Raw genomic sequence first — 24,583 nt, 5'->3', positions numbered from 1 at the left:
CATTCCGAACCCGGAAGCTAAGCCTTACAGCGCCGATGGTACTGCAGGGGGGACCCTGTGGGAGAGTAGGACGCCGCCGAACAAATTTTGAGAAAGCCCCCGTGCCATTGGCACGGGGGTTTTCTGCGTTTACGGGCAAGAATTCAGACGGGCCGCCTGGCGGGTCAGGTGATTGCGTTCGGCCACGGTCGGGGCGAGCTGCGCGGCCTCCGCGTAGAGGCGGGCGGCTGCGGCGCGGTCGCCGGCGCGCTCGTGGAAGTAGGCCGCCACCGCTGTGTGGCGGGGCAGGGAAGCGTCCAGTTCGGCCAGGGCGGCCAGACCCGCGTGCGGGCCGTCGGCCTCGCCCAGGGCCACCGCGCGGTTCAGACGGACGACCGGGCTGTCCGTGAGCGCGGCGAGTTCGTCGTACCACTCGACGATCTGCACCCAGTCCGTCTCCTCGGCGGTGAAGGCGTCCGCGTGCAGGGCCGCGATCGCCGCCTGGGCCTGGAACTCGCCGAGGCGGTCGCGGGCCAGAGCCGCCTGGAGGATGCCGATGCCCTCCGCGATCATCGACGTGTCCCAGCGGGTGCGGTCCTGGTCGGCCAGCGGGACCAGACTGCCGTCAGCCGTCGTGCGGGCGGGGCGCCGGGCGTGATGGAGCAGCATCAGGGCGAGCAGGCCCGCCACCTCGGGGTGGTCGATCGTCGACGCGAGCTGCCGGGTGAGACGGATGGCCTCGGCGGCGAGGTCGACATCGCCGGAGTAACCCTCGTTGAAGACCAGGTACAGCGTGCGCAGGACCGTCGACACATCGCCGGGCCTGTCGAAACGGGCGGCGGAGACCGTGCGCTTGGCTCGGCTGATGCGCTGGGCCATCGTCGCTTCCGGGACCAGGTAGGCCCGGGCGATCTGGCGGGTCGTGAGGCCGCCCACCGCGCGCAGGGTGAGCGCCACCGCCGACGACGGCGTCAGGGAGGGATGCGCGCACAGGAAGTAGAGCTGGAGGGTGTCGTCGGTGGTGGGGGCCGGGCCCGCGGGAGGTTCCTCGTCGACGCGGTCCTCCCGGCGGCGCCGGGCGCTGTCCGCGCGGGTCGCGTCGACGAAGCGGCGCCAGGCCACGGTGATCAGCCAGCCCCGGGGGTCCCGGGGCGGTTCGGTGGGCCAGGAGCGGACCGCCTCCACCAGGGCGTCCTGCACCGCGTCCTCGGCCGCCGCGAAATCTGCGCCGCGGCGGACGACGACGGCCAGTACACCCGGAGTGAGGCCGCGCAGCCGCGCCTCGTCCAGTGAGTCGGGGGAGTCCATGAGCGGGGGCTACTCCGTGATGGTGGGCGGGGCGTGCAGGAACGGGCGGAGCTCCAGCCACTCGTGGATCGGCTCGCCGCCCGCGCCCGGCGCCGCCGACAGCTCCCCGGCCAGCTCGACCGCACGCTCGTACGTGTCGACGTCGATGACCATCCAGCCGGCGATGAGGTCCTTGGTCTCGGCGAACGGGCCGTCGGTGACGGGCGGACGGCCCTCACCGTCGTAGCGGACCCAGGTGCCCTCCGGGGCGAGGGCCTGGCCGTCGACGAACTCGCCGCTCTTCTCCAGGCGGGCCGCGAAGTCCTGCATGTAGGCGATGTGGGCCGTGACCTCCTCCGGCGTCCACTGGTCCATGGGCGCGCAGTTCACGGGTTCCGGGGCGCCTCGGTAGTGCTTCAGCAGCAGATACTTGGCCATGACGGTCTCCTCGGTGTGCCGGTGCGGTTCGCTTGCGTTCATAGCAGGGACGGAGCCGGCCGCGGGTTCTCGACATCGGCGCGGAAATTCTTTTTCCGGCGGGTGTCCGGCGACTCTAGAGTGCGGCCATGGACTTCGTGGTGCGGGCGGTGCGGGCCGACGAGTGGGCGGCCGTGAAGGAGTTGCGGCTGGAGGCGCTGCGGGACGAGGTGGCGGCCATCGCGTTCCTGGAGACGTACGAGGCGGCGCTCGGCAAGCCGGACTCGTTCTGGCGCGACCGGGCGGCCGGGGCCTCGCACGGGACGACGGCGCGGCAGTTCGTGGCGGTCGCGGACAGCGGGCGGTGGCTGGGGACCTTGGTCGCGCTGGTCGAGGAGGCCGGGACCGAGGACTTCTTCGGGCGGATCGTCGAGGAACGGCAGGCGCACATCGTGGGCGTCTACGTGCGTCCCGAGGCCCGGGGCGGCCGGGTGACCCCGGAGCTGTTCTCGGCGGCGTCCTCGTGGGCGTACTCGCTGGACGGGCTCGGCCGGGTGCGGCTCCACTTCCACCAGGACAACGTGCGGGCCGAGGGCTTCTACCGGAAGTTCGGCTTCGTACGCACCGGAAGGGTCGTCCCGAAGCCGGACGACCCTTCCAAGGTCGAGTACGAGATGGTGCTCGAAAAGGGCTAATTGTACGGGCGTTCGGCGCGGGCCGTGCGCAGGGCGTGGGCCCACCAGTCCAACTGGTCGAGCAGCACCTTCGCGGCGCCGGGTGCGCCCTCGGGGTCGTGGGCCGGGCCGTCGGCGGCGAAGTGGGCGGGGGTCACCCGGTGGAAGCTGACGCTGTCGCGGACCGTCACGCAGTGCAGTTCGGCGAAGACCAGGCGGAGTTGTTCGACCGCGCGCAGGCCGCCGGCGACACCCCCGTAACTGACGAAGCCGACGGGCTTGGCCCGCCACTCCGTGTGGTGGAGGTCGATCAGGTGCTTCAGGTGGGCCGGGAAGCTGTGGTTGTACTCCGGGGTGACGATCACGTAGGCGTCGGCGTGCTCGATGCGGGACGCCAGTTCGGCCTGTTCCGGGGTGCGTTCGTGGCCCCAGGACGGGTGGGTCTCCGGGAGGTTCAGCGTTGCCACGTCGATGATGTCGAAGTGGGTCGTGGGGGCGTGCTCGGTGGCCTGGGCCGTGAACCAGTCGGTCACCGTCGGGGCGATGCGGCCCTCTCGGAGCGAGCCGATGATGACGGCTACGCGGAGCGGGGGGTTCGTGGGCTGGGGCTTGGTGGTCGTCACTTTTCTGTCTCCCTGAGATGGGTTTTCAGCGGGTTGTCGTTGGGGTTGCTTCAGCAGTGCTCTGCGACGGGGGCTGTGCCCACCCGTTCCTCCGGGCGGAACGCCTGCCCACAGCGGTGGGGCGCAGTAGTGCATGGACCAGGGCAGCCAGGGCTGTCGTTGACGTCGTTACCGTCCACAGCGTCAGGTGCCAGGCTCTGGTGAGTTCTGTCGTGAGGAGCAGGGCGCCGAAGACCGTCAGGGTCAGGGCGCCGGTGGCGCCGCGGACCGTGTTGAGGAAGCCCGAGGCCATGCCGACTTCGGACGGGGCGACCAGCGACATGGCCTGGGCGTCGATGATCCCGATGGACAGGCCCTGACCGGCGCCGATCGTCAGCAGCGGGCCCGCCAGCGCGGGGACGGGGATGCCGGGGTGGAGCGTGGTCAGCCAGGCGTTGCCCGCCGCGATCAGCAGCAGGGACAGCACCAGCAGCCGGCGGGCCGGGACACCGCGGTTGACCAGGCGGGCGCCGAGCGGGGGCAGCACGAGGACCGGGACCGTCATCAGCAGCAGGGTCAGGCCGGCGGCGCTCGCCGTCGTCCCGTTCACGCCCTGCAGGTAGGTCGGCAGGAAGGTGAGCACGCCCGTCGTGCCCGCGCCCAGCGCGAAGGAGCCGACGGCCCAGCCGGCGAAGGCCGGGTTCCTGGCCAGCCGCAGGTCCAGGATCGGGCGGCCCCGGCCGGAGCGGGCCAGCCCCCGCTCGACCCGGACGAACGCCGTCAGCAGGACCGCGGCGGCCGCCGCCGGGAGCAGCGTCCACGGAGAGTTCCAGCCCGCCTTCGCGCCCTGGGTGACGGTGAACAGGGCCAGCGCGAAGCCCGCGATGAAGGTGGCCGCGCCCGCCCGGTCGACCCGTGGCCGCACCTCGGCGCGGGACTCGCCCAGCAGGCGCGTACCGGTGAGGATGACGGCGCCCACGACCGCGTACGACAGGAACGTGGCGCGCCAGCCGAGGGCGTCCACCAGCCAGCCCGAGAAGGTCGGGCCGAGGGCGAGGCCGAGGCCCGCCGTGGTGCCCAGTGAGGCGAAGACACGGGTGCGGGCCGGGCCGGTGAAGGTGGCCGCGAGGAGTGAACCGCCGCTCGCCATGACCCCGGCCGCGCCGACGCCGGACAGGATCCGGGCCGCGTCCAGGAGCAGGATGTGCTGGGCGGTGGCCGAGGCCAGGGTGCCCGCCGTGTAGAGCGCGGCGCCCGCCGTGAGGATCCGGCGGCGGCCGTACAGGTCGCCGAGCGAGCCGGCGACGAGCATGCACGCGGACGCGGCGAGGAAGTAGCCGACGACGACCCATTTCAGTGCCACGCCGGAGGCGTCCAGGGCGGCGCCGATGCGTGGGAGCGCCACCGTCGTGCCGGACATCGCCATCGGGAGCGTGAGCATGCCGAGGAGGACGACGAGGAGGGTCGGGACGGGGCGGGTGCCGCCGGGTTCGCGGGCCGCCCGGAACTGGGGGTCGGGTGCCATGAACGTAAAGTACAACCGTGGTTGTAGTAAGTGCAACGGTCGTTGTACTTAGGCCGGGGGACCTAGGCCGGATACGGCCTAGGGTGGAGACGAGCGGAGGAGCGGAGCATGGCGGAGCAGGCGGCAGGAGTGCGCAGGGGCACGCTCGAGAAGCGGCGGGCGCTGCTGCGCGGCGCCCGCACCGTGTTCGGGCGCGAGGGCTACTCGCGGGCGGGCATCGACGAGATCGCCGCCGAGGCCGGGGTCTCCACGCGCACCCTCTACAACCACTTCGGCGGCAAGGAGAACCTCTTCCGGGAGACCCTGCTGGACAGCGCCGCCGCCGTCACCGCCGCCCATGTCACCCTGATCGAGCGGCACTTGGGCAAGGTCACCGACATCGAGGCGGATCTGCTCGCCCTCGCGCGGGAGTGGATGGGGCGGCGCGGTGAACACGCCGACCACATGCTCCTCGTCCGGCAGGTCATCGCCGAGGGGACGCATCTGCCCGGCGACGTCATCCAGGAGTGGCAGGGCACCGGGCCGCGGGCCGTGCGCGAGGCGGTGCGGGCCGCGCTCGTGCGGCTGGGCGTCGCGGGGCTGCTGGCCGTGGACGAGGGCAACTCCGCCGAGGCCGCGCGCTACTTCACCCTGCTGATCGCCGGGTCCGTCACCGTGGACACGTTCTTCGGGGCCGTGCCGATGTCCGGTGCGGAGATCGACGCCCGGGTGGAGAGCGGGGTGCGGGCTTTCTTGAAGCTCTTCGGCGCCGCCGGGTTCTAGGGGAGAGGGAGCGGGAGTTCGGCGTCCGGCCAGCGGGTGCGGCCCTGCTCACGGGACCGGAGCAGGGCCAGGGTCTCCATGCCCCGGTCCGCTCCGGTGGTCAGCAGCTCCGGCAGTTGGGGAAGGGGAGCCACTGCCGCGACGTCGTCCAGGACGAGCGTCATTGGTGGGTCGAGCCGGCCGGCAGGTGACCGTTCGGCCATGCGGCGGCCGTGCTCGACCACGCTTGCGGCGAGGGCCGTCAGAAGGGGCATCGCACCGGGATTTCCCTTGGGGTCCTCGATGGGTTCACCCACCACATAGAGCGTGCCCCCTTCGGCGATGAAGGAATCCAGCGTCAGCGCATCAGTTCGGTTCGGGGTGCAGGCGTCGCGGATGTGCACGGTGAAGAGGGAGGACAGCGCGCGGGCCGTCAACTCCTGCGCCATGTCCCGGCGTTCGGGGTGGGCGGTGAGCGCCGCCTCCAGTTCGCCCGCCGTGCCCGAGGTGGCCTTCGGGTTGGTCCGCAGGATGCGGACGGCTTCCTGGACCTGGCTGCCCTGGGCCCAGCGGTGGACGTGGCGGAACGGCTTGCCCTCGACCGCCGCCGCGTGCAGGTAGCTGCGCAGCAGGGTGTCGGCCGTCTCGGCCAGCGCCGAGTCGAGTCTGGCCGTCGGCCTTATCGGGGCGAGCAGGGCGATGGCGCGGTCTGCCGCCGTCGCGCGGTTCTCGCAGCCCGCTGCCGGGTTCCAGTGCAGGCGGGCCGGGGTGTCGCACAGGTGGGTGGGGTCGTAGAGGAGGACCGGGCCGAGTTTGGCGCGGGCGTCCTTCGTCTCCTGCCAGACCGTGGGGGCCGAGGTGATGACCAGGGCCGGGCCCGATGCCTCGCGTACGGCTTCGATGGCCAGGGGGTGGCGGTGGGACGGGGGGCCCAGGTGGAGGGGGGTGCGGGGGGCCGGCAGGGGGGTGGCGGCGATGAGGGTGGGTGCGGGTGCGGGTGCGGGTGCGGGTGCGGGTTCTGGTGAGGGTGCGGGTTCGGGGGTGGCTGGGGTTTTGGGGGTCGCCCCCTCCTCCCCTTCCCGTCCCGACCTCGGGGGCTTCGCCCCCGGCGACTCCAGGGGGGTGGTGTCGGGGGTGGGAACGGGTGCCGGTTCGTCGGGCTTCTCGCGCAGTTCCCCGCGCCCCTTGCGGGGCTTCTCGTACGCCGCCTTGGCGCGGGTCTGTCTGCGGACCGCCCGCCACCTTGCCAGGGTGCCCGCCGCGAAGACCGTCAGGACCAGGAGGATCATCACCTGGCCGATGAACAGGCCCCAGAACAGGCCGTAGCCCGAGAGCTGTTCGTCGGGGGTGTTCGGCCAGGCGCCCGTGATGTCGTGCGGCTCGCCGATCAGGTGACGCATCGCCAGGGGGGTGTGGGCGAACGTCACCTCGTCCGGCCACGCGCCCTTCGCGAAGCGGCCCGCCAGGCCCGTCGCCGACCACACCAGGATCGTCATGCCCAGCAGAAACGCCAGTACGCCGATCAGCAGGCCGTCCGGGATGCCCCGCTCCCGCTCCCGCTCTCTGTCGTCCTGTGCCATCGTCACGCCACCGTGGACTCGGACGTGTCGCCGAGTCGCTGTTCCACGAACGCGGCCGCCCGCTCCTCCGCCTCCAGTTCGGCGGCGCGCATGGCGTCGTCGTCGTCCAGGCGTTCGTCGGAGGACTCGGTCATGGCGCGGTCGGTGAAGACCAGGGGGCGCTCGGTCTCGGTGACCAGGTGTTTGACCACCTGGACATTGCCGTTGACGTCCCAGACCGCGATGCCGGGGGTGAGGGTCGGGATGATCTCCACCGCCCAGCGCGGCAGGCCGAGGACTCTGCCCGTCGAGCGTGCCTCGTCGGCCTTCTGCGCGTAGATCGTTCTGGTCGAGGCCATCTTCAGGATCGCCGCCGCCTCCTTCGCCGCCGCACCGTCGACCACGTCCGACAGGTGATGGACGACCGCGACGAAGGAGAGGCCCAGTCGGCGGCCGAACTTCAGCAGGCGCTGGAACAGCTGCGCCACGAACGGGCTGTTGATGATGTGCCAGGCCTCTTCGACCAGGAAGATGCGCTTCTTGCGGTCGGGGCGGATCCAGGTGTGCTCCAGCCAGACGCCGACGATCGCCATCAGGATCGGCATCGCGATGGAGTTGCGGTCGATGTGGGACAGGTCGAAGACGATGAGCGGGGCGTCGAGGTCGATGCCGACCGTCGTCGGGCCGTCGAACATGCCGCGCAGGTCACCGTCGACGAGTCGGTCCAGGACCAGCGCGACGTCCAGGCCCCAGGCGCGTACGTCGTCTATGGCGACGTTCATCGCCTCCGCCGACTCGGGTTCCGGGTGGCGCAGCTGCTCGACGATGTCGGTCAGGACGGGCTGGCGCTCGACGATCGTCTCGTTGACGTAGGCGTGCGCGACCTTCAGAGCGAAGCCGGAGCGCTCGTCCAGGCCGTGGCCCATCGCGACCTCGATGATCGTGCGGAGCAGCGCCAGCTGGCCCGTCGTCGTGATCGCGGGGTCGAGCGGGTTCAGGCGGATGCCCATGTCGAGGGCCGCCGTCGGGTCGAGCCGGATGGGAGTTATCCCCAGCTCCTGCGCGATCAGGTTCCATTCGCCGACGCCGTCCTCGCCCTGTGCGTCGAGGACCACGACCTGGCGGTCGCGGAATCTCAGCTGCCGCAGGACGTACGTCTTCTCCAGCGCCGACTTGCCGTTCCCGGACTCGCCGAGGACCAGCCAGTGGGGGGCCGGGAGCTGCTGTCCGTACAGCTGGAACGGGTCGTAGATGTACCCCTTGCCGGAGTACACCTCGCGCCCGATGATCACGCCCGAGTCGCCGAGTCCGGGCGCGGCCGTCGGCAGATAGACCGCCTGGGCCTGCCCCGTCGACGTCCGCACGGGCAGCCGGGTCGTCTCCACCTTCCCGAACAGGAAGGAGGTGAAGGCGTCCGTGAGCATCGACAACGGATCCCGCATGAGCGTGCTCTCCCTCTACCGTCGGATGCCGGTGGCGAACGGCAAGGTGTTCACGAACGCCCGGTGGTGCTCGCGGTCGCACCATTCCAGCTTCAGATACGACTTCCCGGCGGAGGCGCGGATGGTGCGCTTGTCGCGGGCGAGAGCGTCCGGGTTGCGGGACGACACGGTGATGTAGCCGACGAGGTTCACGCCCGCCGCGCCGCTCGCCAGGTCCTCGCCGCGCTGGTCGAGACGGCCGTGGGCGGCGATGTCGCGCGGGTCGACGGTCCGGTTCATCTTGGCGGCGCGGGACGCCTCCGCGTCGTCGTTCGTCTTCTCGGTCAGCATGCGCTCGATGGCGACCTCGGTGGGTTCGAGGTCCATGGTGACGGCGACGGTGCGGATGACGTCGGGCGTGTGGACGAGGAGCGGGGCCAGGAAGTTGACGCCCACCGGCGTCATCGGCCACTCCTTCACCCAGGCCGTGGCATGGCACCACGGCGCCCGCGTCGAGGACTCGCGCGTCTTCGCCTGGAGGTAGGTGGGCTCCATCGCGTCCAGCTCGGCCGGCCAGGCGTTGCGCTTCGTCATCGCCTGGATGTGGTCGATGGGGTGGTCCGGGTCGTACATGGAGTGCACGAGCGAGGCGAGCCGGCCCTGGCCCAGCGGCTGGCGTACGCGGATGTCGGCTTCCTGCAGCCGGGAGCAGATGTCGGTCAGCTCGCGCGCCATGACGACGGCGAGCCCCGCGTCCCGGTCGACCTTCTTGCCGGCCTTGGGGCGTGAGGCGCGCGCCATCGCGTTGGCCTCGGCGGCCAGTTCGCGCGAGTAGTGCATGCAGGCCACCAGGTACGCGCGGTGCTGCTCGCTGCTGGTCGACACCATGGACTGGAGCTGGTCGTACGACTCCTGGAGCCAGCCCAGGGAGCGCTCGTCGCCGCGGACGGAGACGTCCTTGGCGTGGGCGTCGGGGTCGGCGGGCAGGGTGCGGGCGAGCATCTGGAGGCGGGTGACGAACCCGTCGCCGTTCGCCACGTGCTTGAGCAGGGTGCCGAAGCGGTCGACGAGGGCTTCCTGGTCCTCGGAGTCGCGCAGGCCGACGCCCGGGCCCTCGATCTCGATCGCCGCCGTCACCGTGCGCCGGTCCGCGTGCAGCAGGACGGCGATCTCGTCGGGTCCGAACGGCGCCGCGAGCCAGGTCAGCCGGCCGATGCCGGGCGGCGGGCCGATCTCGACCTCCCGGCCGTCGAGCCGGACGCCGGCCTCGCCGGCCCCGGAGCGGTAGGCGGAGCCGCGCTTCAGCTGCCGCTTGTAGCTGCGGTTGATCTCGAACCACTTGTAGAAGGTGCGGTGCTTGTACGGGACGTAGACCGCGGCCAGGGCGAGCAGCGGGAAGCCCATGAGCAGCACGATGCGCAGGGACAGAACGGGGACGAGCAGTCCGCACATCATGCCGAGGAAGGCACCCGCGATGATCAGGAAGAGTTCTCCCGACTCGCGGTTCCTGCCGACGATCGCGTTCGGCCGCGCGCGGCCGATCAGATATGTACGGCGGGGCGTGACCGGAGGGGACACGTGGGACTGGGTCGTCAACGCCCTGCACCTCCTTGCCGATTGCCGTTGTTACTGGTGGATCCGGTAGAGCCGGTGTTGCCCCCGCGGTTGCCGGCGTGCGGGGTGTTCGTGGGACTGGTGCGCGGCGGGGGTGCGGCGGAGGGGACAGTTCCGCCGCCGCCCCCTGCCGCGCCCTGCCGCGTGCTGTGCGCGGCCACCCCGCCGGACACGGGGTTGGCGGGACGGGCCTGGCCGGCGCCGCCCCCACCGCCCGAGCCTCCGCCGTCCTGGCGGGCGCTGTGGGTCTTGATGCCCTGGGAGACGAGCGCGGCGGGCGAGGTGAACGCGGCGGCCGCCTTGCCCTCCGCGCCCTGCATGATCCGGTTCTTGCGCACGTTGGCCATCTCGTCGCCGAAGCCGGGGACGAAGCGGTAGATCATGCCGCTGGCGAAGATGGCGAGCAGGATGATGGCGAGGCCGGAGACCACCGCGGCGAGCGAGTCCGGGCCGCCGCCGCTGGTGGACAGCGCTCCGGCCAGGCCGAGGACGATCACGATGACCGGTTTCACCAGGATGACGGCGACCATGATCCCGACCCAGCGGCGGACATGGCCCCACAGGTTCTTGTCGACGAGGCCCGCGTACACGACGACGCCGAGCAGCGCGCCCACGTAGAGCAGGACGGCGCGCAGGTACAGCTCCAGGTACAGCACGCCGGCCGCGACGATGGACACCAGCGACACCACGATCAGCATGATCGGGCCGCCGCCGATGTCGTCGCCCTTCTTCAGAGCTTCGGAGAACGTGCCGAAGAACGCGTCCGTCTGATTGCCCGTCGCCTTCGCCAGCACGTCCGTCACGCCGTCCGTCGCGGAGACGATCGTGTAGAGGATCAGCGGGGTGAACGCGGAGGCCAGCACCGTCAGCCAGAGGAAGCCGACGGCCTCGGACAGCGCCGTGCTGAGGGGGACGCCGCGTACGGCGCGCTTGGCCACGGCCATCAGCCACAGGACGATGGTCAGGATGGTCGAGGCGGCGAACACGACGGCGTACTGCTGGAGGAACTTCTCGTTGGTGAAGTCCACCTGCGCCGTCTTCTGCACGGCTTCACTCAGCTTGTCGACGGTCCAGGCGGCGGCGTCGGCGCAGCCCTTGGCGAGGCTGGAGAGGGGGTCCAGGGGGTTGGTGGTGTTGTCGGGGAGGGTGCCACTGGTGCCGCCGGACCCTGATCCGCTCCTGCCGCGCTGGCAGTACTGCTTGGCGGGACCCACGATGAGGTCGCAGTTGTCGTCCGGGGCCGCGACGGCCCGGGACGAGAAGAGGACGGCCGCGGTCTGTACGGCGACGGCGGAGCCGGTGAGCTTGAGGGCGAGACGGCTACCGGGCATACGTGAACCCTCCGAACTCCTCGACTGCCTTGGTGATGTCGTCGGCCGAGGAGACCTTGTTGTCGCCGTTGACCGGGGTCGGGCCGTCCTTCTGGGAGAAGCTCTCGACCTTCCAGTCGCCGTCGGCCCAGCGCAGCTTGAGGGTCAGGGTGAACCAGTCGTTGGTCACCGGGTTGGTCGAGCCCTCGCCTGCGGTGCCGAAGGCACCGGTGCACCAGACCTCGGCGGTCACGGCGGCGGCGGAGTAGGCGGACGTCTTGGTGCCGACCGGGACCGTACGGGACACGTAGGTCTGGCCGGAGGCCGCGTTGCCGTCCGCGTCCAGGCCGACCTTGGCCAGGAAGTCCTTCGAATAGGCCTTGTCGAACTGGTCCTGGAGTGCGGCGACCCGGTCGGAGACGAAGACCTGCTGGAGGATGGCGGACCGCTGAGCGGGCTTGAGGATGTCGGCGGAGACCAGCTGCACCGCGTAATTGGCGGCAGCCGACTGCGCCCCCTGCTCATCATGGGCGAACCCCGAACCCACCGGCTTCGTGCCCGTCGGGGACGTGGGGGAGGAGCCCGCGCCGGAGGTGGAGGTTCCCTTGGCGGCGGAGGACGTGTCGTCGTCACCGCCCCGGTTCGCGAACGCGATGGCCGCGATGAGCAGCACCACGACTCCCACCACGGTGACCAGCGACCGGGACGGGGAACGGCCCGGTCTGCGCCCGCCCCCGTACCCGTCGGGCCCCTCCGGGAGCCGCGTCCGGGTCTGGCCGGTGCCGCCGTAGAGGTCGTCGTCCCCTTGCCGGCCGTCGAGACTCATTCCGGGCACGCCCCCTCAACCTTGTGCTGAACCGCCGCATACGCCAACGCCACGTATGACGGTAGCTGTGCTGGTTCCCGCGCGGGCGGGCTGTGGTGACTCGGCATCAGGGGGACGCAACCTCAGTCGGTGGGCACGACGGGACAAGTGGGACAGGGGTGAAGAAGAGGTAACCGAACACGGCCGGCCCGAAACTGATGACGCGTGAGCCGGGCTAGACGGCCATGCCGTACACGATCGTGAAAAGGGTGCCGAGCGATCCGATGATGAAGACCCCGGTCAGTCCGGCGATGATCAGGCCCTTGCCCTGCTCCGCGCTGAAGGTGTCGCGCAGTGCCGTCGCCCCGATCCGTTGCTTGGCCGCGCCCCAGATCGCGATGCCCAGGCAGAGAAGGATGGCCACGGCCATCACGACCTCGACCATCACGCGTGCCTCGTTGCCCAGCGTTCCGAACGGGCCCCAGTCGGGGGCGATCCCGCCGATGATGGTCGTGATGTCGCCTTTTTCGGCTGCCAGCAGCATGTGTAACTCACCGCCCCAAGTGGGTAGTTCTGTCGCCTCTGCCCCAGCGCAGAGGTCAGACCCATTCTTCCTCAGAACAACGCGCATGCCTGCCGACTTGGCGCCATTCCTTGGCTGAGTTTTTCCGGTTTCACGTTTCTTGTGGTGTGCGGGATGCCGGTGGGACGGATCCGTATACGAAGAAACGTACGGTCACTCTGTGTATCACGTGCGATTACGTGGAGCAATGAGCCTCCGGCGGGGCGAGCGCGGGGCGTGACGCACCAGCGGTTCGCGGGCGCCGGTGCGGGGGAGGCTTCCCCGCCTACACTGTGACCTCGGTGGACTCCCGTGCGGCGAAGGGCGGTTGACGGTGCGTAAGGCGTGGATCGTCGCAGGCGCGGGGGTCGCCGGAGGGACCGGGTTCGTGACCCTGCTCGTCGTGGGGACGTACATGGTGGCCGGAAACCTCACGAACGGGGTGGGGCAGGGCGCCGTCGGACTCGCCAAGGGCGCCGTGCCGGCCGCCTACCAGTCGCTGGTCCAGAAGTGGGGCAATCTCTGCCCCGCCATCAATCCGGCGCTGCTCGCGGCCCAGCTCTACCAGGAGAGCGGATTCAACCCGAACGCCAAGTCGCCGGCGAAGGCGTACGGCATCGCGCAGTTCATCGAGGGCACCTGGGCCGCCCACGGCGTCGACGGGGACGGGGACGGCGACAAGGACATCTGGGACCCGAACGACGCCATCCCGTCCGCCGCCTCCTACGACTGCAAGCTGGCCTCGTACGTGAAGGACGTGCCGGGGGACGTCACGAAGAACATGCTCGCCTCGTACAACGCGGGCGCCTACGCCGTCATCAAGTACAAGGGCGTGCCGCCCTACAGCGAGACCCAGAACTACGTGAAGACCATCACGACCCTGGAGCAGAGCTTCGCCCGGCCCGTCGGGCGGGTGCAGCCCTCGCAGCAGGCCGCGGCCGCCATCACCTACGCGCAGAAGAAGCTCGGCACCGAGTACCTGTGGGGCGGGAACGGGACGGCGGACCAGAACGGGCGGTTCGACTGCTCGGGCCTGACCCTGGCCGCGTACGCCAGCGTGGGGATCGACCTTCCGCGCGTCGCCAACGACCAGTACAACGCCGGACCGCATCCCAAGCGGGACGAGCTGCTCCCCGGTGACCTGGTCTTCTTCTCCGACGACCTCACCAACAGCCGCGCCATCCGGCACGTCGGGATCTACGTCGGCGGCGGATTCATGATCGACGCGCCGCGGCCGGGCGCCGTGATCCGGTTCGACCCCGTCGACACGCCTGATTACTTCGGTGCGACCCGGGTAACGGAGGATGGCGCGAAAGCGGTGCCCAGTGCGTCGCCGGAAGTGTGACGTGGCCGGAACTCTGCGTTAACCCCAGGCTCTGAGCTGCGGGTTCGTGTCTCTCTTCGATAACGTCTACGTGATCATTCGGTGGAACGTGGAACGTAGTGAGTGAGGGTGTGCGTTCCTCTTTCTGAACCGATTGAAGTCCACGGGGTGGCCGACACGGGTAGCACGCAGATGATGAAGGGGCCGCTGAGCTATGGCTGGACTCGAGGCACTCGCAGCACTCGAGACTTCCGGGTCTAACCCTGACGTCACGCTGCTCTACGACATCAACGGACTGGCCGCGGACGCGCCCGGCTGGTTCGACCGCACGATGGAGTTCGTCGGCGAGTACGGGATTCTGCTCGGCCTCGTCCTCGTCGCGCTCTGGACCTGGTGGGGGGCGCGCAAGCGGGAGACCCTCGACGACGCCGCCTCCTCGGTCGCCGCCGTCGTGTGGGCGCCGCTCGCCGCCGCCGTCGCCGTTCTCGTCAATGTGCCGATCCGGGGGTTCGTCGAGCGGCCGCGGCCGTTCAGGGACCATGACGGGCTCACCGTTCTGGTCGACGGCAAGACCGACTTCTCGTTCGTCAGCGACCACGCCACGCTGGCCATGGCCATGGGCGCGGCCCTCTTCGTCGCTCACCGCAGGCTCGGGTTCGCCGCGATCGGGCTCGCCGTTCTGGAGGGGTTCTGCCGGGTCTTCATGGGGGTGCACTATCCGACGGACGTCGTCGGGGGGTTCGCGCTCGGTACGGCCGTGGCGCTGCTGCTCTCGCCGCTCGCGTCGGCGCTGATCACGCCGGTCGCGCGGGCCGTCGGGCGGGCCCGGCGGGTGTCGTGGCTGGTCTGGTCGCCGACCGCGGCGCCGGCCGCCCTGGAGATTCCTGAGGCCCGAGGGGCCTCCGGCGGTGCCGAGGAGCGGGATCTCGCCGCCTAGGGTTCCGTGTCGTCGCCGGGTGCGCGCTCGTCGTGGCCGGTCGCGCAGTTCCCCGCGCCCCTGACGGGGCGCTTCACAGCGCTTGCGGGAACGTGAAGAAGCCCGTCGGGTCGTACTGCTTCTTGATCTTGGTCAGGCGGGTGGCCGCGTCGCCGTAGTAGGCCTTCTTCCAGTCGGTCAGCGTCGCGTCCGTGTAGTTCTGGTACGCCGATCCGGACGCGTACGGGCGCATCGCGTCGTGTGTCCTTTTCAGCCAGTCGCGGGCCGTCGTGCCGGAGGTGCCCGCGCGCCAGCTCACGATGTACTGCGCGAGCATCCGCGAGCGGCGGTGGACGAACGCCGTGGCCGTCGGGTCCACCCGGTTGACCGCGCCGCCGAGCGCCGTGAGGGCGACCGAGCCGGCGCCCGACGAGACCGACGCCAGCCGGCCCAGGAGCGTGCGCACGCCCGCGTCCGACAGGTTCCGGTCGAAGAAGTCCGAGTGCGCCGCGTACGTCTCGCGCTGGAGCGCGCCCTGCGCGGAGCGGCCTGGGGTGGCGCCGGGCAGATGGCACTGGGCGTCGGAGGAGAAGCCGGAGCAGCCCGCGTAGATCTCCATCGCCTCCTCGTAGGAGTGCCGCTTGAGGGAGACCGAGGAGGCCGGGCCGGGGCCGCCGGAGCCGTCGGCGAGGCGGTCCACCGCGTTCTGCAGTTCGGTGTACGTGCCCAGGGAGAACGCGGAGATCGAGACGGTGGGATTTCCCCCGGCCGCGTTCGCCACGTGCAGGGACGACCAGATCTCGTCCGGCTGGTCGGGGCCCCACTTCTGCCACGCCTTGAGGACGGTGGCCGCCTTCGACCAGGGCCAGGACATGTACGCGGAGACGGCCTGCGGGGCCGGGTGGGTCTTGAAGCGCAGCTCGGTGACGACGCCGAACTGGCCGTTGCCCGCTCCGCGCAGGGCCCAGAACAGGTCTTTGTTGGTACGGGAGTCGGCGGTGAGTTCCTTGCCGTCCGCCGTGATCAGGGTGGCGCCGGTGAGGCTGTCGCAGGTCAGGCCGTAGGCCCGGGAGACGACGCCGTGGCCGCCGCCGAGGGTCAGGCCGGAGACGCCGACCGTGGGGCAGGAGCCCGCCGGGATCGTGACGCCCTTGGCGGCCAGTGCCCGGTAGACGTCGATGAGCTTCGCGCCGGCGCCGACGACGGCCTCGCCGCCCGAGGCGCGGACCGACTTCATGCGGGACACGTCGAGGATCAGCCGGCCGTCGCCGGAGGACCAGCCCGCGTAACTGTGCCCGCCGTTGCGTATCGCCACCGGGACCTTGTGCGCGCGGGCGTACGCCAACGTCGTCCGGAGGTCGTCGGGGCCCGCGCAAAAGGCGACGGCCGTCGGTTTCAGGTCGTCGAAGCGGGTGTTGTACAGCTGGCGGGCCGCCGCCCACTGGGCCTGGCCGGGGCGGACCAGGGAGCCGTCGAGGTCCTTGGCGAGCGCGTCCAGGTTCGCCGCGGCCGTCACCCGGGCGGTGGCGCTGGTGGACCGGAGCGGTGAGGTGGCGGCGGACGAGGCCGATGCCGCCGGGGAGCCGCTCGACGACGAGGAGCAGGCCGAGGCCGCCGTCGCCGTGAGTGCCGCCGCCGACGCCGCCATGAACGTACGCCGCTCCATGCCTGTGCCCCTGCCCATGTCCGTTCCGCCTCCCGTAGCCCCTGGGGTACGAGACGTGAACCGGGAGCCGTGGGTTCCCTGTACCCCGTCGGGGCCGTCAGGCGGCGTCGACGTGTTCCTGTGCGTCCGTACGGGCCCTGCTGCGTGCCCTTCTGGCCGGTCCGCGCCAGCCGCACGTACAGCGGGCGAGACAGAATCTGCCCTGTTCCACGACCGTCGTGGCGTGGTCCGTCTGCTGCTGGTCCTGCTGTCGCCGATCCACGGCGCCACGGTAGCGGGCTTGTGTGAACCCTCCTGTAAACCCCCCGTTCGCGTGACGGGTGACCCTACTCGTCGTTAACCGGAACGACAGAGGGGCCGCACGACGCACGGACAGGCTTGGGGGTAGGCAAGCGATGGTGCAGCAGCAGGACGGTCATTCGGCGGGCTCGGCGGGCCCGATGGGGCCGGCGCGGTCGGCGCGGTCGGCGCGCAGAGCGGCGGCGGTCGCCGCCGCGTTGGCGGGCGTCGTGGCGGGTACGGCCGGATGCGGTGGCGGGGCGCGCGCGGGGGACCGCGAGAGCGACCCGGTCAAGGCGGTGCGGGACGCTCCCGACCGGCTGATCCGTGAGGGCAGTTCGCTGGCGCGGACGTCGATGCAGATGGCCAGCGGCGGTACCCGGGTCACCATCCGGGGCGAGGGCGTCTACGACTACCGGGCCGGGCTCGGGCAGCTCCGGGTGCGGCTGCCGCAGGACGCGGCCGGCGCCCAGGAGCACCGGCCCATCACCGAACTCCTCGCGCCCGGCGCCCTCTACATGAAGAACCGGGGCGCGGGCGTGCCCGCCGACAAGTGGGTGCGGCTCGACACCGCCTCGCTCAACGACGGGAACCTCGTCACCGGCGGCGCCACCGATCCGCTCACCGCCGCCGAACTGCTGCGCGGCGCGCGGGAGGTGACGTACGCGGGAGAGGCTGATGTCGCCGGGGTGCCGACCCGGCACTACAAGGGGCAGATCGATCTGGCCGCCGCCGCGAAGGCGGTGTCCGCGGGGAACCGGAAGGCGCTGGCCGCGGCGGTGAAAGGGTTCGGCAGTTCGCCGGTGCCCTTCGACGTGTACCTGGACGACGAGGGACTCATCCGGAAGATCACGCACCGCTTCAGCTTCGCCGAGCAGCAGGCGGCCGGGCAGCCGAAGAAGGACGTGGACGTCTCCTCGACGACGCTGCTCTACGGGTTCGGGAAGCCGGCGGAGGTCCGGCTTCCGGACAAGAAGGACATCTTCGCGGGGAAGGTCGCCGAGCCCTAGTGGTCCGCCCGGGGGGCTTCCGGGGGAGCGGAAATGGTTCTTCCGTGCCATGCGCCGGGCGTGAACGGCTGCCTACTCTAGGAAGCCGACTCCATGAGTCGGCAACCGCGGAAGGGGTGATGTGCGTGGCTCCGCTGGGCGGTACGGCTGTTCAGGACTACGTCGCCCTCGCCGAGATCGAGCTCTGTGGAGAGCTGATCATCGCGGCCTCCGCCGTCTCCGAGGGACGGCTCAGCGCGGACCGGATCGACGAGGTGCTGCGGGTCGCAGAGGCGTTGCCCGAAAGCCCGGACGACCTGCACTGACGCGGGCGACGGCCCTCGGGTCGTCGCCCGCCCCGCGGGCTCAGGTGCGCAGCAGTCGCGCGATCGCCTTCGTGGCCTCCTCGACCTTGGCGTCGATCTCCTCGCCGCCCTTGAGTGCGGCGTCCGCCACACAGTGCCGCAGGTGCTCCTCCAGGAGCTGCAGCGCGAACGACTGCAGGGCCTTCGTGGAGGCCGAGACCTGCGTGAGTATGTCGATGCAGTAGACGTCCTCGTCCACCATCCGCTGCAGTCCGCGGATCTGGCCCTCGATCCGGCGCAGGCGCTTGAGGTGTTCGGCCTTCTGGTGGTGGTAGCCGTGGATGCCGCGGTCGTGGTCGGTCACGATCTCGGCCGTGGGCTCTGCTTCTGTAGCGTCCGTGGTCATCGTGTCCGACCTCCCGTTTGTCCTGCGTGTATACCCCCGGTGGGTATATGGTACTCGATTTGCCGCACCCCGTGCTGATCACTGTGCCTGATGGGCGACACTGGGGGAACGCCGGTTAGCCGTGGCCGGATGATGCGCCTAGCATCAGCCTGACCCAATCCAGAGCACCCCGAGGACCCCACGTGCGCTTTCGTCTGACCCCCAGGGAGACGAGCTTCTACGACATGTTCGCCGCATCCGCGGACAACATCGTCACGGGCTCGAAGCTCCTGATGGAACTGCTCGGTGCGGACTCCTCCGCCCGGGCCGAGATCGCGGAGCGGATGCGGGCAGCCGAACACGCCGGTGACGACGCCACCCACGCGATCTTCCACCAGCTGAACTCCTCGTTCATCACGCCCTTCGACCGCGAGGACATCTACAACCTCGCGTCGTCCCTCGACGACATCATGGACTTCATGGAGGAGGCCGTCGACCTCGTCGTCCTCTACCAGGTCGAGGAGCTGCCCAAGGGCGTCGAGCAGCAGATCGAGGTCCTGGCCCGGGCGGCCGAGCTGACCGCCGAGGCCATGCCGAATCTGCGGACGATGGACAACCTCACCGAGTACTGGATCGAGGTCAACCGTCTGGAGAACCAGGCCGACCAGATCCACCGCAAGCTTCTGGCCACGCTCTTCAACGGCAAGTACGACGCCATCGAGGTGCTGAAGCTGAAGCAGATCGTGGATGTGCTGGAGGAAGCCGCCGACGCGTTCGAGCATGTCGCCAACACGGTGGAGACCATCGCCGTGAAGGAGTCCTGAGGCCGGCTCATGGACACCTTCTCCCTGATCGTGACGATCGGCGTCGCGCTCGGATTCACGTACACGAACGGCTTTCACGACTCCGCGAACGCCATCGCCACTTCCGTATCCACCCGTGCGCTGACGCCCCGTGCGGCACTCGCCATGGCCGCGGTCATGAACCTCGCCGGTGCCTTCCTCGGCAGCGGCGTCGCCAAGACGGTGAGTGAGGGGATCATCGCGACCCCCGAGGGCGACAAGGGCATGGGCATTCTGTTCGCCGCCCTCGCCGGCGCCATCGTGTGGAACCTCATCACCTGGTACTTCGGGCTTCCCTCGTCGTCCTCGCACGCCCTGTTCGGTGGAATGGTGGGTGCCGCTCTCGCGGGCGGCACCACCGTCTACTGGTCCGGGGTGTGGGAGAAGATCGTCATCCCGATGTTCACGTCGCCGGTGATCGGCCTCGTCGTCGGTTACCTGGTGATGACGGCCATCATGTGGCTCTTCCGGCGCTCCAACCCGCACAAGGCCAAGCGCGGCTTCCGTATCGCGCAGACCGTCTCGGCGGCCGGCATGGCGCTCGGCCACGGTCTCCAGGACGCGCAGAAGACCATGGGCATCGTGGTCATGGCGCTGGTCATCGGCGGCCACGAGACGTTCGAGGACCCGATTCCGGTCTGGGTCAAGATCGTCTGTGCCGTGATGCTGTCGCTCGGCACGTACGCGGGTGGCTGGCGCATCATGCGGACCCTCGGCCGCAAGATCATCGAGCTGGACCCGCCGCAGGGGTTCGCCGCCGAGACGACCGGTGCGTCGATCATGTTCGGCTCGGCGTTCCTGTTCCACGCGCCGATCTCCACGACGCACGTCATCACCTCGGCGATCATGGGTGTCGGGGCGACGAAGCGCGTGAACGCGGTGCGGTGGGGTGTCGCCAAGAACATCGTCATCGGGTGGTTCATCACGATGCCGGCCGCAGCGCTGGTCGCTGCCGCTTCGTACGGGATTATTTGGCTGGCCTTCGGTTAGGTTCTGCCGGGTTTGTGGAAAGCCGCGGACGCGTCTGCTCGGTGTACGAGTGGTTGCGTCCGCGGCCTTCGACGTGGCTGGTCGCGCAGTTCCCCGCGCCCCTGACGGGGCGCATCCGCCCCGCGCCCCTGACGAGAGAAGCCTGGCCCTCCTTTGGAGGGCCAGGCTTCTCTCTTTCCTCGTGGCGGCACCGCCATGCAGCGCCACGAGGGGATCGGGGGAGGGGGATCAGCCGAAGCGGCCCGAGATGTAGTCCTCGGTGGCCTGGACCGACGGGTTGGAGAAGATGCGCTCCGTCTCGTCGATCTCCACGAGCTTGCCGGGCTGGCCGACCGCCGCGAGGTTGAAGAACGCGGTGCGGTCCGAGACGCGGGCCGCCTGCTGCATGTTGTGCGTCACGATGACGATCGTGAAGCGCTCCTTGAGCTCGCCGATCAGGTCCTCGATGGCGAGGGTGGAGATCGGGTCGAGGGCCGAGCAGGGCTCGTCCATGAGCAGGACCTGGGGCTCGACCGCGATGGCGCGGGCGATGCAGAGGCGCTGCTGCTGGCCGCCGGAGAGGCCCGAGCCGGGCTTGTTCAGCCGGTCCTTGACCTCGTTCCAGAGGTTGGCGCCCTTCAGCGACTTCTCGACGACGTCGGAGAGCTCCGACTTCTTGTACGAGCCGTTGAGCTTCAGGCCCGCCGCCACGTTGTCGAAGATCGACATCGTGGGGAAGGGGTTGGGGCGCTGGAAGACCATGCCGACGGTGCGGCGCACGGCGACCGGGTCGACCGCGGAGGCGTACAGGTCCTCGTCGTCGAGCAGGACCTTGCCCTCGACGCGGCCGCCGGGGGTGACCTCGTGCATCCGATTGAGGGTGCGCAGGAAGGTCGACTTGCCGCAGCCGGAGGGGCCGATGAAGGCCGTCACCGAGCGGGGCTCGACCGTCATGGAGATGTCTTCGATCGCCTTGTGGGATCCGTAGTAGGCGGTGAGACCGCTTACGTCGATTCGCTTGGCCATGGGATTACTTCGCTTCCGAGAGTTCGAGTCGCTGAATACAGCCGCGTCAGCGGCCCGTCTTCGGGGCCTTCCAGCGGGCGATGCCGCGGGCCACGAGGTTGAGGATCATGATGAAGGCGATCAGCACCAGGGCCGCGGCCCAGGCGCGGTCGTACGCCGCCTGGCTGCCGCCGCTCTTGGCGTACTGGTCGTAGATGTAGAGCGGCAGGGACGCCTGCGGTCCGTCGAAGGGGTTCGAGTTGATCAGCGGGTTGCCGAACACCAGGAGGAGGACCGGGGCGGTCTCGCCGGCGATACGGGCGACCGCCAGCATGACGCCGGTGGTGATGCCGCCGATCGACGTCGGCAGGACGACCTTGAGGATCGTGCGCCACTTCGGCACGCCGAGGGCGAGGGAGGCCTCGCGCAGCTCGTTCGGGACCAGCTTGAGCATCTCTTCGGTGGAGCGGACCACGACCGGGATCATCAGGATCGACAGGGCCATCGAGCCGGCGAAGCCGGAGTAGCCGAAGCCGAGGATGAGGATCCAGAAGGACAGGATGAACAGGCCCGCCACGATGGACGGGATGCCGGTCATGACGTCGACGAAGAACGTGACGGCCTTCGCCAGCTTGCCGCGGCCGTACTCCACCAGGTAGATCGCCGTCAGCAGGCCGATCGGGACCGAGATCAGGGTGGCGAGGCCGACCTGCTCCAGGGTGCCGAGGATGGCGTGGTAGATGCCGCCGCCGGGCTGGTAGCTGGTGACGAAGCCCATCGAGTGGGTCAGGAAGTACGGGTCGAGCACCTTCACGCCGCGCTTGACCGTCTCGTAGACGAGCGAGGCGAGCGGGATCACGGCCAGGATGAAGGAGACCCAGATGATGCTGGTCGCGACCCGGTCCTTCGCCTGGCGCCGGCCCTCGACCTTGGTGGCGATCGCGTAGGTGCCGAGGACGAAGACCAGGGCGGCGAGCAGGCCCCACTGGACGTGGCTGGACAGTCCGGCGCCGAGCCCGATCGCGCAGCCGAGGGCGATCGAGCCGACGGCCGCGATCCAGGGGAACCAGCGGGGAAGGCGGGCGGCGCTGAGCGAGCCGGGGCGCTTCGCGAGAGGGGTGGAGGTGCTCATGCGTTGGCCCCCGAGTACTCCTTGCGGCGGGCGATGATCATGCGGGCCGCGCCGTTCACGATCAGGGTGATGACGAAGAGGACGAGGCCGGAGGCGATCAGGGCGTCGCGGCCCTGGTCGTTGGCCTCGGCGAACTTCGCGGCGATGTTCTGCGCGAAGGTGCCGCCGCCCGGGTCGAGCAGGCTGGCGTGGATCAGGAAGTCGGGGGAGAGGACCGTGGCGACGGCCATCGTCTCGCCGAGCGCGCGGCCGAGGCCGAGCATCGAGGCCGAGATCACGCCGGAGCGGCCGAAGGGGATCACCGACATGCGGATGACCTCCCAGCGGGTGGCGCCGAGCGCGAGGGCCGCCTCCTGGTGCATCAGGGGGGCCTGCTTGAAGACCTCGCGGGAGACGTTCGTGATGATCGGCAGGATCATGATCGCCAGCAGGATGCCGACGGTGAGCAGGGTGCGCGGCGCGCCACCCTCCCAGGCGAAGATGCCGGTCCAGCCGAAGTAGTCGTCGAGCCAGCCGAACAGGCCCTCCAGGTGCGGCACCAGGAAGAGGGCGCCCCACAGGCCGTAGACGATCGAGGGCACGGCGGCGAGCAGGTCGATCACGTAGGCGATGGTGCCGCTCAGCCGCTTCGGCGCGTAGTGCGTGAGGAAGAGCGCGATGCCGACGGCGACCGGGACCGCGATCAGCATGGCGATGACCGAGGTGACGACGGTGCCGAAGGCCAGCACGGCTATGCCGAAGACGGGCGGCTGGGCCGTCGCGTTCCACTCGAACGTCGTGAGGAAGTTGCCGTCGTTGTCGGGGAGGACGAGGGCGGCACGGTAGGTCAGGAAGACCGCGATCGCGGCCATGACGACCAGGAGCAGGATGCCCGCGCCGCGGGAGAGGCCGAGGAAGACCCGGTCTCCGGGGCGGGTGGCGCCGCGGGCGGCGCGCTTGGCCTGGCCGGTGGTGGGGCGGTCGGTGGGCGCCGGTGGCGCTGGTGGTTGCGTGGTGATGTCCATGGGTTCTCCGGTCTGCGAAGTCCCGTACCCGAGGGGTCTACGGAGCTTCTGGCGGCGGTGCACCGGACGGTGCGGGCCGCTCACCGGGGTGAGCGGCCCGCACACTGGGTCAGCTGATGCTCGCGACGGTCTCGCGGACCTTCGCGTTGATCTCGGCCGGGATCGGGGCGTAGCCCAGCTCCGACAGGGCGCCCTGGCCCTCTTCGCTGGCCATGTAGGTCAGGAAGGACTTGGTGGCGGCGAGGGTGTCCGACTTGTTGCCCTTGTCGCAGACGATCTCGTAGGTGACGAGGGTGATCGGGTAGGCGCCGTCGGCCTTGGTCGCGTAGTTCAGCTCCAGGGCGAGGTCCTTGCCCGTGCCCACGACCTTGGCGTCGGCGATCGCCTTCGAGGCGTTCTCCGTGGTGGCCTTGACCGGGGTGGAGGCGCCGGTGTCGATGTCGACCGTCTTCAGGCCGTCCTTGGCGTAGGACAGCTCGACGTAGGTGATCGAGCCGGAGGTCTGCTTGACCTGCTGGGCGAGGCCGGAGGAGCCCTGCGCGGACTGGCCGCCCTTGGCCTGCCAGGCCTTGCCGCCCTCGTACTTCCAGTCGCTCGCGGCGGTGGCCTTGAGGTACTTGGTGAAGTTGTCCGTGGTGCCCGACTCGTCCGAGCGGTGGAACGCCTGGATCTTGGTCGAGGGGAGCTTCGCGTCGGGGTTCAGCTTCTTGATCGCGGCGTCGTCCCACTTGGTGATCTTCGAGTCGAAGATCTTGGCGAGGGTCGGGCCGTCCAGGACGAGGTTGTCGACGCCGTCCAGGTTGTACGCGACGGCGATCGGGCCGCCGACCATCGGCAGGTCGATGCCCTGGCCGCCGGAGCAGACCTTCTTGGAGGCCGCGACCTCTTCCGGCTTGAGCGCGGAGTCGGAACCGGCGAAGGCGACCTGGCCCTGGTTGAAGGCGGTCACGCCGGCGCCCGAGCCCTCGGGCTTGTAGTTGATCTGCACGCCCGAGCAGGCCTGCGAGAACGTCTGGCGCCACGCGTCGATCGCGTTCGCCTGCGCCGACGAGCCGTTGCCGAGGAGCTGGCCCTTGGCGTCCTTGCACTCGATGTTGTTCTTGGCGTTCGAGGACGAGCTGGCGCTGCTGCCGCCGCCGCTGTTCGTGTCGTCCGAGCCGCACGCCGTGAGGGCCAGGGCGCCGGAGACGGCGAGAGCGCCGAGGGAGAGGGCGCGGAGCCGGTTCTTGCGCTGAAGCTTCACCTTCGGATGTTCCTTCCAGGAGCCGCCG

At 70.1% G+C, this 24,583-nt stretch carries 25 protein-coding genes and 1 rRNA gene; 9 read left to right on the top strand and 17 right to left on the bottom strand.

Annotation, left to right across the window (positions count from 1 at the left end; translation table 11 throughout):
* A 5S ribosomal RNA gene (gene rrf, locus ABZ930_RS34340) occupies positions 1 to 82 on the top strand; the annotation flags it as partial.
* 47 nt (positions 83 to 129) lie between these two features.
* Here the strand turns inward: rrf and ABZ930_RS34335 are convergent.
* Together ABZ930_RS34335 and ABZ930_RS34330 are read right to left on the bottom strand one after the other, a co-directional pair.
* The gene (locus ABZ930_RS34335; RefSeq protein ID WP_361556912.1) at positions 130 to 1,269 is read right to left on the bottom strand and encodes a DUF6596 domain-containing protein; all 1,140 of its coding nucleotides are present in this window, start codon (positions 1,267 to 1,269) and stop codon (positions 130 to 132) included.
* A 27-nt stretch (positions 1,270 to 1,296) separates the two neighbouring features.
* Complete coding sequence (locus ABZ930_RS34330) at positions 1,297 to 1,704, bottom strand: YciI family protein (protein WP_361556910.1); 408 nt, start codon at positions 1,702 to 1,704, stop codon at positions 1,297 to 1,299.
* A gap of 128 nt (positions 1,705 to 1,832) precedes the next feature.
* Here ABZ930_RS34330 and ABZ930_RS34325 point away from each other — a divergent pair, with 128 nt between their 5' ends.
* On the top strand, positions 1,833 to 2,378 hold the full coding sequence (locus tag ABZ930_RS34325) for a GNAT family N-acetyltransferase (protein WP_361556894.1): 546 nt from the start codon (positions 1,833 to 1,835) through the stop codon (positions 2,376 to 2,378).
* Here ABZ930_RS34325 and ABZ930_RS34320 read toward each other — a convergent pair.
* A complete protein-coding gene (locus ABZ930_RS34320) occupies positions 2,375 to 2,980 on the bottom strand; it encodes an NAD(P)H-dependent oxidoreductase (protein ID WP_361556891.1) in 606 nt (201 codons plus the stop codon). The two genes, ABZ930_RS34325 and ABZ930_RS34320, sit on opposite strands and share 4 nt — an antisense overlap.
* A 25-nt stretch (positions 2,981 to 3,005) precedes the next feature.
* Positions 3,006 to 4,484 carry an MFS transporter gene (locus ABZ930_RS34315; protein ID WP_361556888.1) on the bottom strand — a complete coding sequence of 493 codons (1,479 nt, stop codon included), beginning with the start codon at positions 4,482 to 4,484 and terminating at the stop codon, positions 3,006 to 3,008.
* 108 nt (positions 4,485 to 4,592) lie between these two features.
* Here ABZ930_RS34315 and ABZ930_RS34310 point away from each other — a divergent pair, with 108 nt between their 5' ends.
* Positions 4,593 to 5,246 (top strand): TetR/AcrR family transcriptional regulator, encoded by a 654-nt coding sequence (locus ABZ930_RS34310; RefSeq protein ID WP_361556885.1) that lies wholly within the window; start codon positions 4,593 to 4,595, stop codon positions 5,244 to 5,246.
* Here the strand turns inward: ABZ930_RS34310 and ABZ930_RS34305 are convergent.
* The 6 genes from ABZ930_RS34305 to ABZ930_RS34280 all read right to left on the bottom strand — a co-directional run bounded on the left by ABZ930_RS34305 (position 5,243) and on the right by ABZ930_RS34280 (position 12,478).
* Positions 5,243 to 6,805 (bottom strand): type IV secretory system conjugative DNA transfer family protein, encoded by a 1,563-nt coding sequence (locus ABZ930_RS34305; RefSeq protein WP_361556882.1) that lies wholly within the window; start codon positions 6,803 to 6,805, stop codon positions 5,243 to 5,245. The genes ABZ930_RS34310 and ABZ930_RS34305 overlap by 4 nt on opposite strands.
* A gap of 2 nt (positions 6,806 to 6,807) precedes the next feature.
* The gene (locus ABZ930_RS34300) at positions 6,808 to 8,226 is read right to left on the bottom strand and encodes an ATP-binding protein (protein WP_361556879.1); all 1,419 of its coding nucleotides are present in this window, start codon (positions 8,224 to 8,226) and stop codon (positions 6,808 to 6,810) included.
* 15 nt (positions 8,227 to 8,241) lie between these two features.
* Positions 8,242 to 9,801, bottom strand: a complete 1,560-nt coding sequence (locus tag ABZ930_RS34295) for an SCO6880 family protein (protein WP_361556876.1) — start codon at positions 9,799 to 9,801, stop codon at positions 8,242 to 8,244.
* Complete coding sequence (locus tag ABZ930_RS34290; protein WP_361556874.1) at positions 9,798 to 11,150, bottom strand: hypothetical protein; 1,353 nt, start codon at positions 11,148 to 11,150, stop codon at positions 9,798 to 9,800. Before ABZ930_RS34290 ends, ABZ930_RS34295 begins: the two co-directional genes overlap by 4 nt.
* Positions 11,140 to 11,955 carry a hypothetical protein gene (locus ABZ930_RS34285; protein ID WP_361556907.1) on the bottom strand — a complete coding sequence of 272 codons (816 nt, stop codon included), beginning with the start codon at positions 11,953 to 11,955 and terminating at the stop codon, positions 11,140 to 11,142. The genes ABZ930_RS34290 and ABZ930_RS34285 overlap by 11 nt, the downstream gene beginning before the upstream one ends.
* Before the next feature lie 214 nt (positions 11,956 to 12,169).
* Positions 12,170 to 12,478, bottom strand: a complete 309-nt coding sequence (locus tag ABZ930_RS34280; RefSeq protein ID WP_351455226.1) for a hypothetical protein — start codon at positions 12,476 to 12,478, stop codon at positions 12,170 to 12,172.
* A 352-nt stretch (positions 12,479 to 12,830) separates the two neighbouring features.
* On the opposite strand from ABZ930_RS34280, the gene ABZ930_RS34275 reads away from it, so the two are divergent.
* Complete coding sequence (locus ABZ930_RS34275; RefSeq protein WP_361556870.1) at positions 12,831 to 13,841, top strand: bifunctional lytic transglycosylase/C40 family peptidase; 1,011 nt, start codon at positions 12,831 to 12,833, stop codon at positions 13,839 to 13,841.
* Between the two features lie 193 nt (positions 13,842 to 14,034).
* Positions 14,035 to 14,757 (top strand): phosphatase PAP2 family protein, encoded by a 723-nt coding sequence (locus ABZ930_RS34270; protein ID WP_361556867.1) that lies wholly within the window; start codon positions 14,035 to 14,037, stop codon positions 14,755 to 14,757.
* A gap of 73 nt (positions 14,758 to 14,830) precedes the next feature.
* On the opposite strand, the gene ABZ930_RS34265 is transcribed toward ABZ930_RS34270, so the two are convergent.
* Positions 14,831 to 16,402, bottom strand: a complete 1,572-nt coding sequence (locus ABZ930_RS34265; protein WP_361556904.1) for an FAD-binding oxidoreductase — start codon at positions 16,400 to 16,402, stop codon at positions 14,831 to 14,833.
* Between the two features lie 97 nt (positions 16,403 to 16,499).
* A complete protein-coding gene (locus ABZ930_RS34260; RefSeq protein WP_361556864.1) occupies positions 16,500 to 16,664 on the bottom strand; it encodes a hypothetical protein in 165 nt (54 codons plus the stop codon).
* A gap of 178 nt (positions 16,665 to 16,842) precedes the next feature.
* Between ABZ930_RS34260 and ABZ930_RS34255 the strand changes: the two genes are divergently transcribed.
* Positions 16,843 to 17,691, top strand: a complete 849-nt coding sequence (locus ABZ930_RS34255; RefSeq protein ID WP_361556901.1) for a hypothetical protein — start codon at positions 16,843 to 16,845, stop codon at positions 17,689 to 17,691.
* Between the two features lie 119 nt (positions 17,692 to 17,810).
* Positions 17,811 to 17,996 (top strand): hypothetical protein, encoded by a 186-nt coding sequence (locus ABZ930_RS34250; protein WP_361556861.1) that lies wholly within the window; start codon positions 17,811 to 17,813, stop codon positions 17,994 to 17,996.
* Between the two features lie 40 nt (positions 17,997 to 18,036).
* On the opposite strand, the gene ABZ930_RS34245 is transcribed toward ABZ930_RS34250, so the two are convergent.
* Positions 18,037 to 18,381 carry a metal-sensitive transcriptional regulator gene (locus ABZ930_RS34245; RefSeq protein ID WP_353943795.1) on the bottom strand — a complete coding sequence of 115 codons (345 nt, stop codon included), beginning with the start codon at positions 18,379 to 18,381 and terminating at the stop codon, positions 18,037 to 18,039.
* A gap of 182 nt (positions 18,382 to 18,563) precedes the next feature.
* On the opposite strand from ABZ930_RS34245, the gene ABZ930_RS34240 reads away from it, so the two are divergent.
* Together ABZ930_RS34240 and ABZ930_RS34235 are read left to right on the top strand one after the other, a co-directional pair.
* Positions 18,564 to 19,184: a DUF47 family protein gene (locus tag ABZ930_RS34240; protein ID WP_111665497.1), complete on the top strand. Its 621-nt coding sequence runs from the start codon at positions 18,564 to 18,566 to the stop codon at positions 19,182 to 19,184.
* A gap of 9 nt (positions 19,185 to 19,193) precedes the next feature.
* Positions 19,194 to 20,192 carry an inorganic phosphate transporter gene (locus ABZ930_RS34235; RefSeq protein WP_361556859.1) on the top strand — a complete coding sequence of 333 codons (999 nt, stop codon included), beginning with the start codon at positions 19,194 to 19,196 and terminating at the stop codon, positions 20,190 to 20,192.
* A gap of 228 nt (positions 20,193 to 20,420) precedes the next feature.
* Here ABZ930_RS34235 and pstB read toward each other — a convergent pair whose 3' ends face one another.
* The 4 genes from pstB to pstS all read right to left on the bottom strand — a co-directional run bounded on the left by pstB (position 20,421) and on the right by pstS (position 24,555).
* Positions 20,421 to 21,197, bottom strand: coding sequence for a phosphate ABC transporter ATP-binding protein PstB (gene pstB, locus ABZ930_RS34230; protein WP_361556857.1), 777 nt, complete (start codon positions 21,195 to 21,197; stop codon positions 20,421 to 20,423).
* Positions 21,198 to 21,243: 46 nt separating this feature from the next.
* Complete coding sequence (gene pstA, locus ABZ930_RS34225; protein WP_361556855.1) at positions 21,244 to 22,308, bottom strand: phosphate ABC transporter permease PstA; 1,065 nt, start codon at positions 22,306 to 22,308, stop codon at positions 21,244 to 21,246.
* The gene (pstC, locus tag ABZ930_RS34220) at positions 22,305 to 23,312 is read right to left on the bottom strand and encodes a phosphate ABC transporter permease subunit PstC (RefSeq protein WP_361556853.1); all 1,008 of its coding nucleotides are present in this window, start codon (positions 23,310 to 23,312) and stop codon (positions 22,305 to 22,307) included. The genes pstA and pstC overlap by 4 nt, the downstream gene beginning before the upstream one ends.
* 109 nt (positions 23,313 to 23,421) lie before the next feature.
* Positions 23,422 to 24,555, bottom strand: a complete 1,134-nt coding sequence (gene pstS / locus ABZ930_RS34215; RefSeq protein ID WP_361556850.1) for a phosphate ABC transporter substrate-binding protein PstS — start codon at positions 24,553 to 24,555, stop codon at positions 23,422 to 23,424.
* Positions 24,556 to 24,583: the final 28 nt, after the last annotated feature.

Source organism: Streptomyces sp. NPDC046716 (genome assembly GCF_040645755.1).
In the GTDB taxonomy this organism is placed as follows: domain Bacteria; phylum Actinomycetota; class Actinomycetes; order Streptomycetales; family Streptomycetaceae; genus Streptomyces.
The sequence above is the reverse complement of the archived record's forward strand: the minus strand, read 5'-3'. Positions and strand labels throughout refer to the sequence as shown.

Bases quoted from the DNA above. Each gene is read 5' to 3' on its own strand.
- ABZ930_RS34280 (WP_351455226.1), bottom strand. From the start codon at position 12,478: ATGCTGCTGGCAGCCGAAAAAGGCGACATCACGACCATCATCGGCGGG.
- ABZ930_RS34235 (WP_361556859.1), top strand. From the start codon at position 19,194: ATGGACACCTTCTCCCTGATCGTGACGATCGGCGTCGCGCTCGGATTC.
- ABZ930_RS34300 (WP_361556879.1), bottom strand. From the start codon at position 8,226: ATGCGGGATCCGTTGTCGATGCTCACGGACGCCTTCACCTCCTTCCTG.
- ABZ930_RS34245 (WP_353943795.1), bottom strand. From the start codon at position 18,381: ATGACCACGGACGCTACAGAAGCAGAGCCCACGGCCGAGATCGTGACC.
- ABZ930_RS34305 (WP_361556882.1), bottom strand. From the start codon at position 6,805: ATGGCACAGGACGACAGAGAGCGGGAGCGGGAGCGGGGCATCCCGGAC.
- pstC (WP_361556853.1), bottom strand. From the start codon at position 23,312: ATGGACATCACCACGCAACCACCAGCGCCACCGGCGCCCACCGACCGC.
- ABZ930_RS34325 (WP_361556894.1), top strand. From the start codon at position 1,833: ATGGACTTCGTGGTGCGGGCGGTGCGGGCCGACGAGTGGGCGGCCGTG.
- ABZ930_RS34270 (WP_361556867.1), top strand. From the start codon at position 14,035: ATGGCTGGACTCGAGGCACTCGCAGCACTCGAGACTTCCGGGTCTAAC.
- pstB (WP_361556857.1), bottom strand. From the start codon at position 21,197: ATGGCCAAGCGAATCGACGTAAGCGGTCTCACCGCCTACTACGGATCC.
- ABZ930_RS34290 (WP_361556874.1), bottom strand. From the start codon at position 11,150: ATGCCCGGTAGCCGTCTCGCCCTCAAGCTCACCGGCTCCGCCGTCGCC.
- ABZ930_RS34330 (WP_361556910.1), bottom strand. From the start codon at position 1,704: ATGGCCAAGTATCTGCTGCTGAAGCACTACCGAGGCGCCCCGGAACCC.
- ABZ930_RS34285 (WP_361556907.1), bottom strand. From the start codon at position 11,955: ATGAGTCTCGACGGCCGGCAAGGGGACGACGACCTCTACGGCGGCACC.
- ABZ930_RS34265 (WP_361556904.1), bottom strand. From the start codon at position 16,402: ATGGAGCGGCGTACGTTCATGGCGGCGTCGGCGGCGGCACTCACGGCG.
- ABZ930_RS34315 (WP_361556888.1), bottom strand. From the start codon at position 4,484: ATGGCACCCGACCCCCAGTTCCGGGCGGCCCGCGAACCCGGCGGCACC.
- ABZ930_RS34255 (WP_361556901.1), top strand. From the start codon at position 16,843: ATGGGGCCGGCGCGGTCGGCGCGGTCGGCGCGCAGAGCGGCGGCGGTC.
- ABZ930_RS34310 (WP_361556885.1), top strand. From the start codon at position 4,593: ATGGCGGAGCAGGCGGCAGGAGTGCGCAGGGGCACGCTCGAGAAGCGG.
- ABZ930_RS34250 (WP_361556861.1), top strand. From the start codon at position 17,811: ATGTGCGTGGCTCCGCTGGGCGGTACGGCTGTTCAGGACTACGTCGCC.
- pstA (WP_361556855.1), bottom strand. From the start codon at position 22,308: ATGAGCACCTCCACCCCTCTCGCGAAGCGCCCCGGCTCGCTCAGCGCC.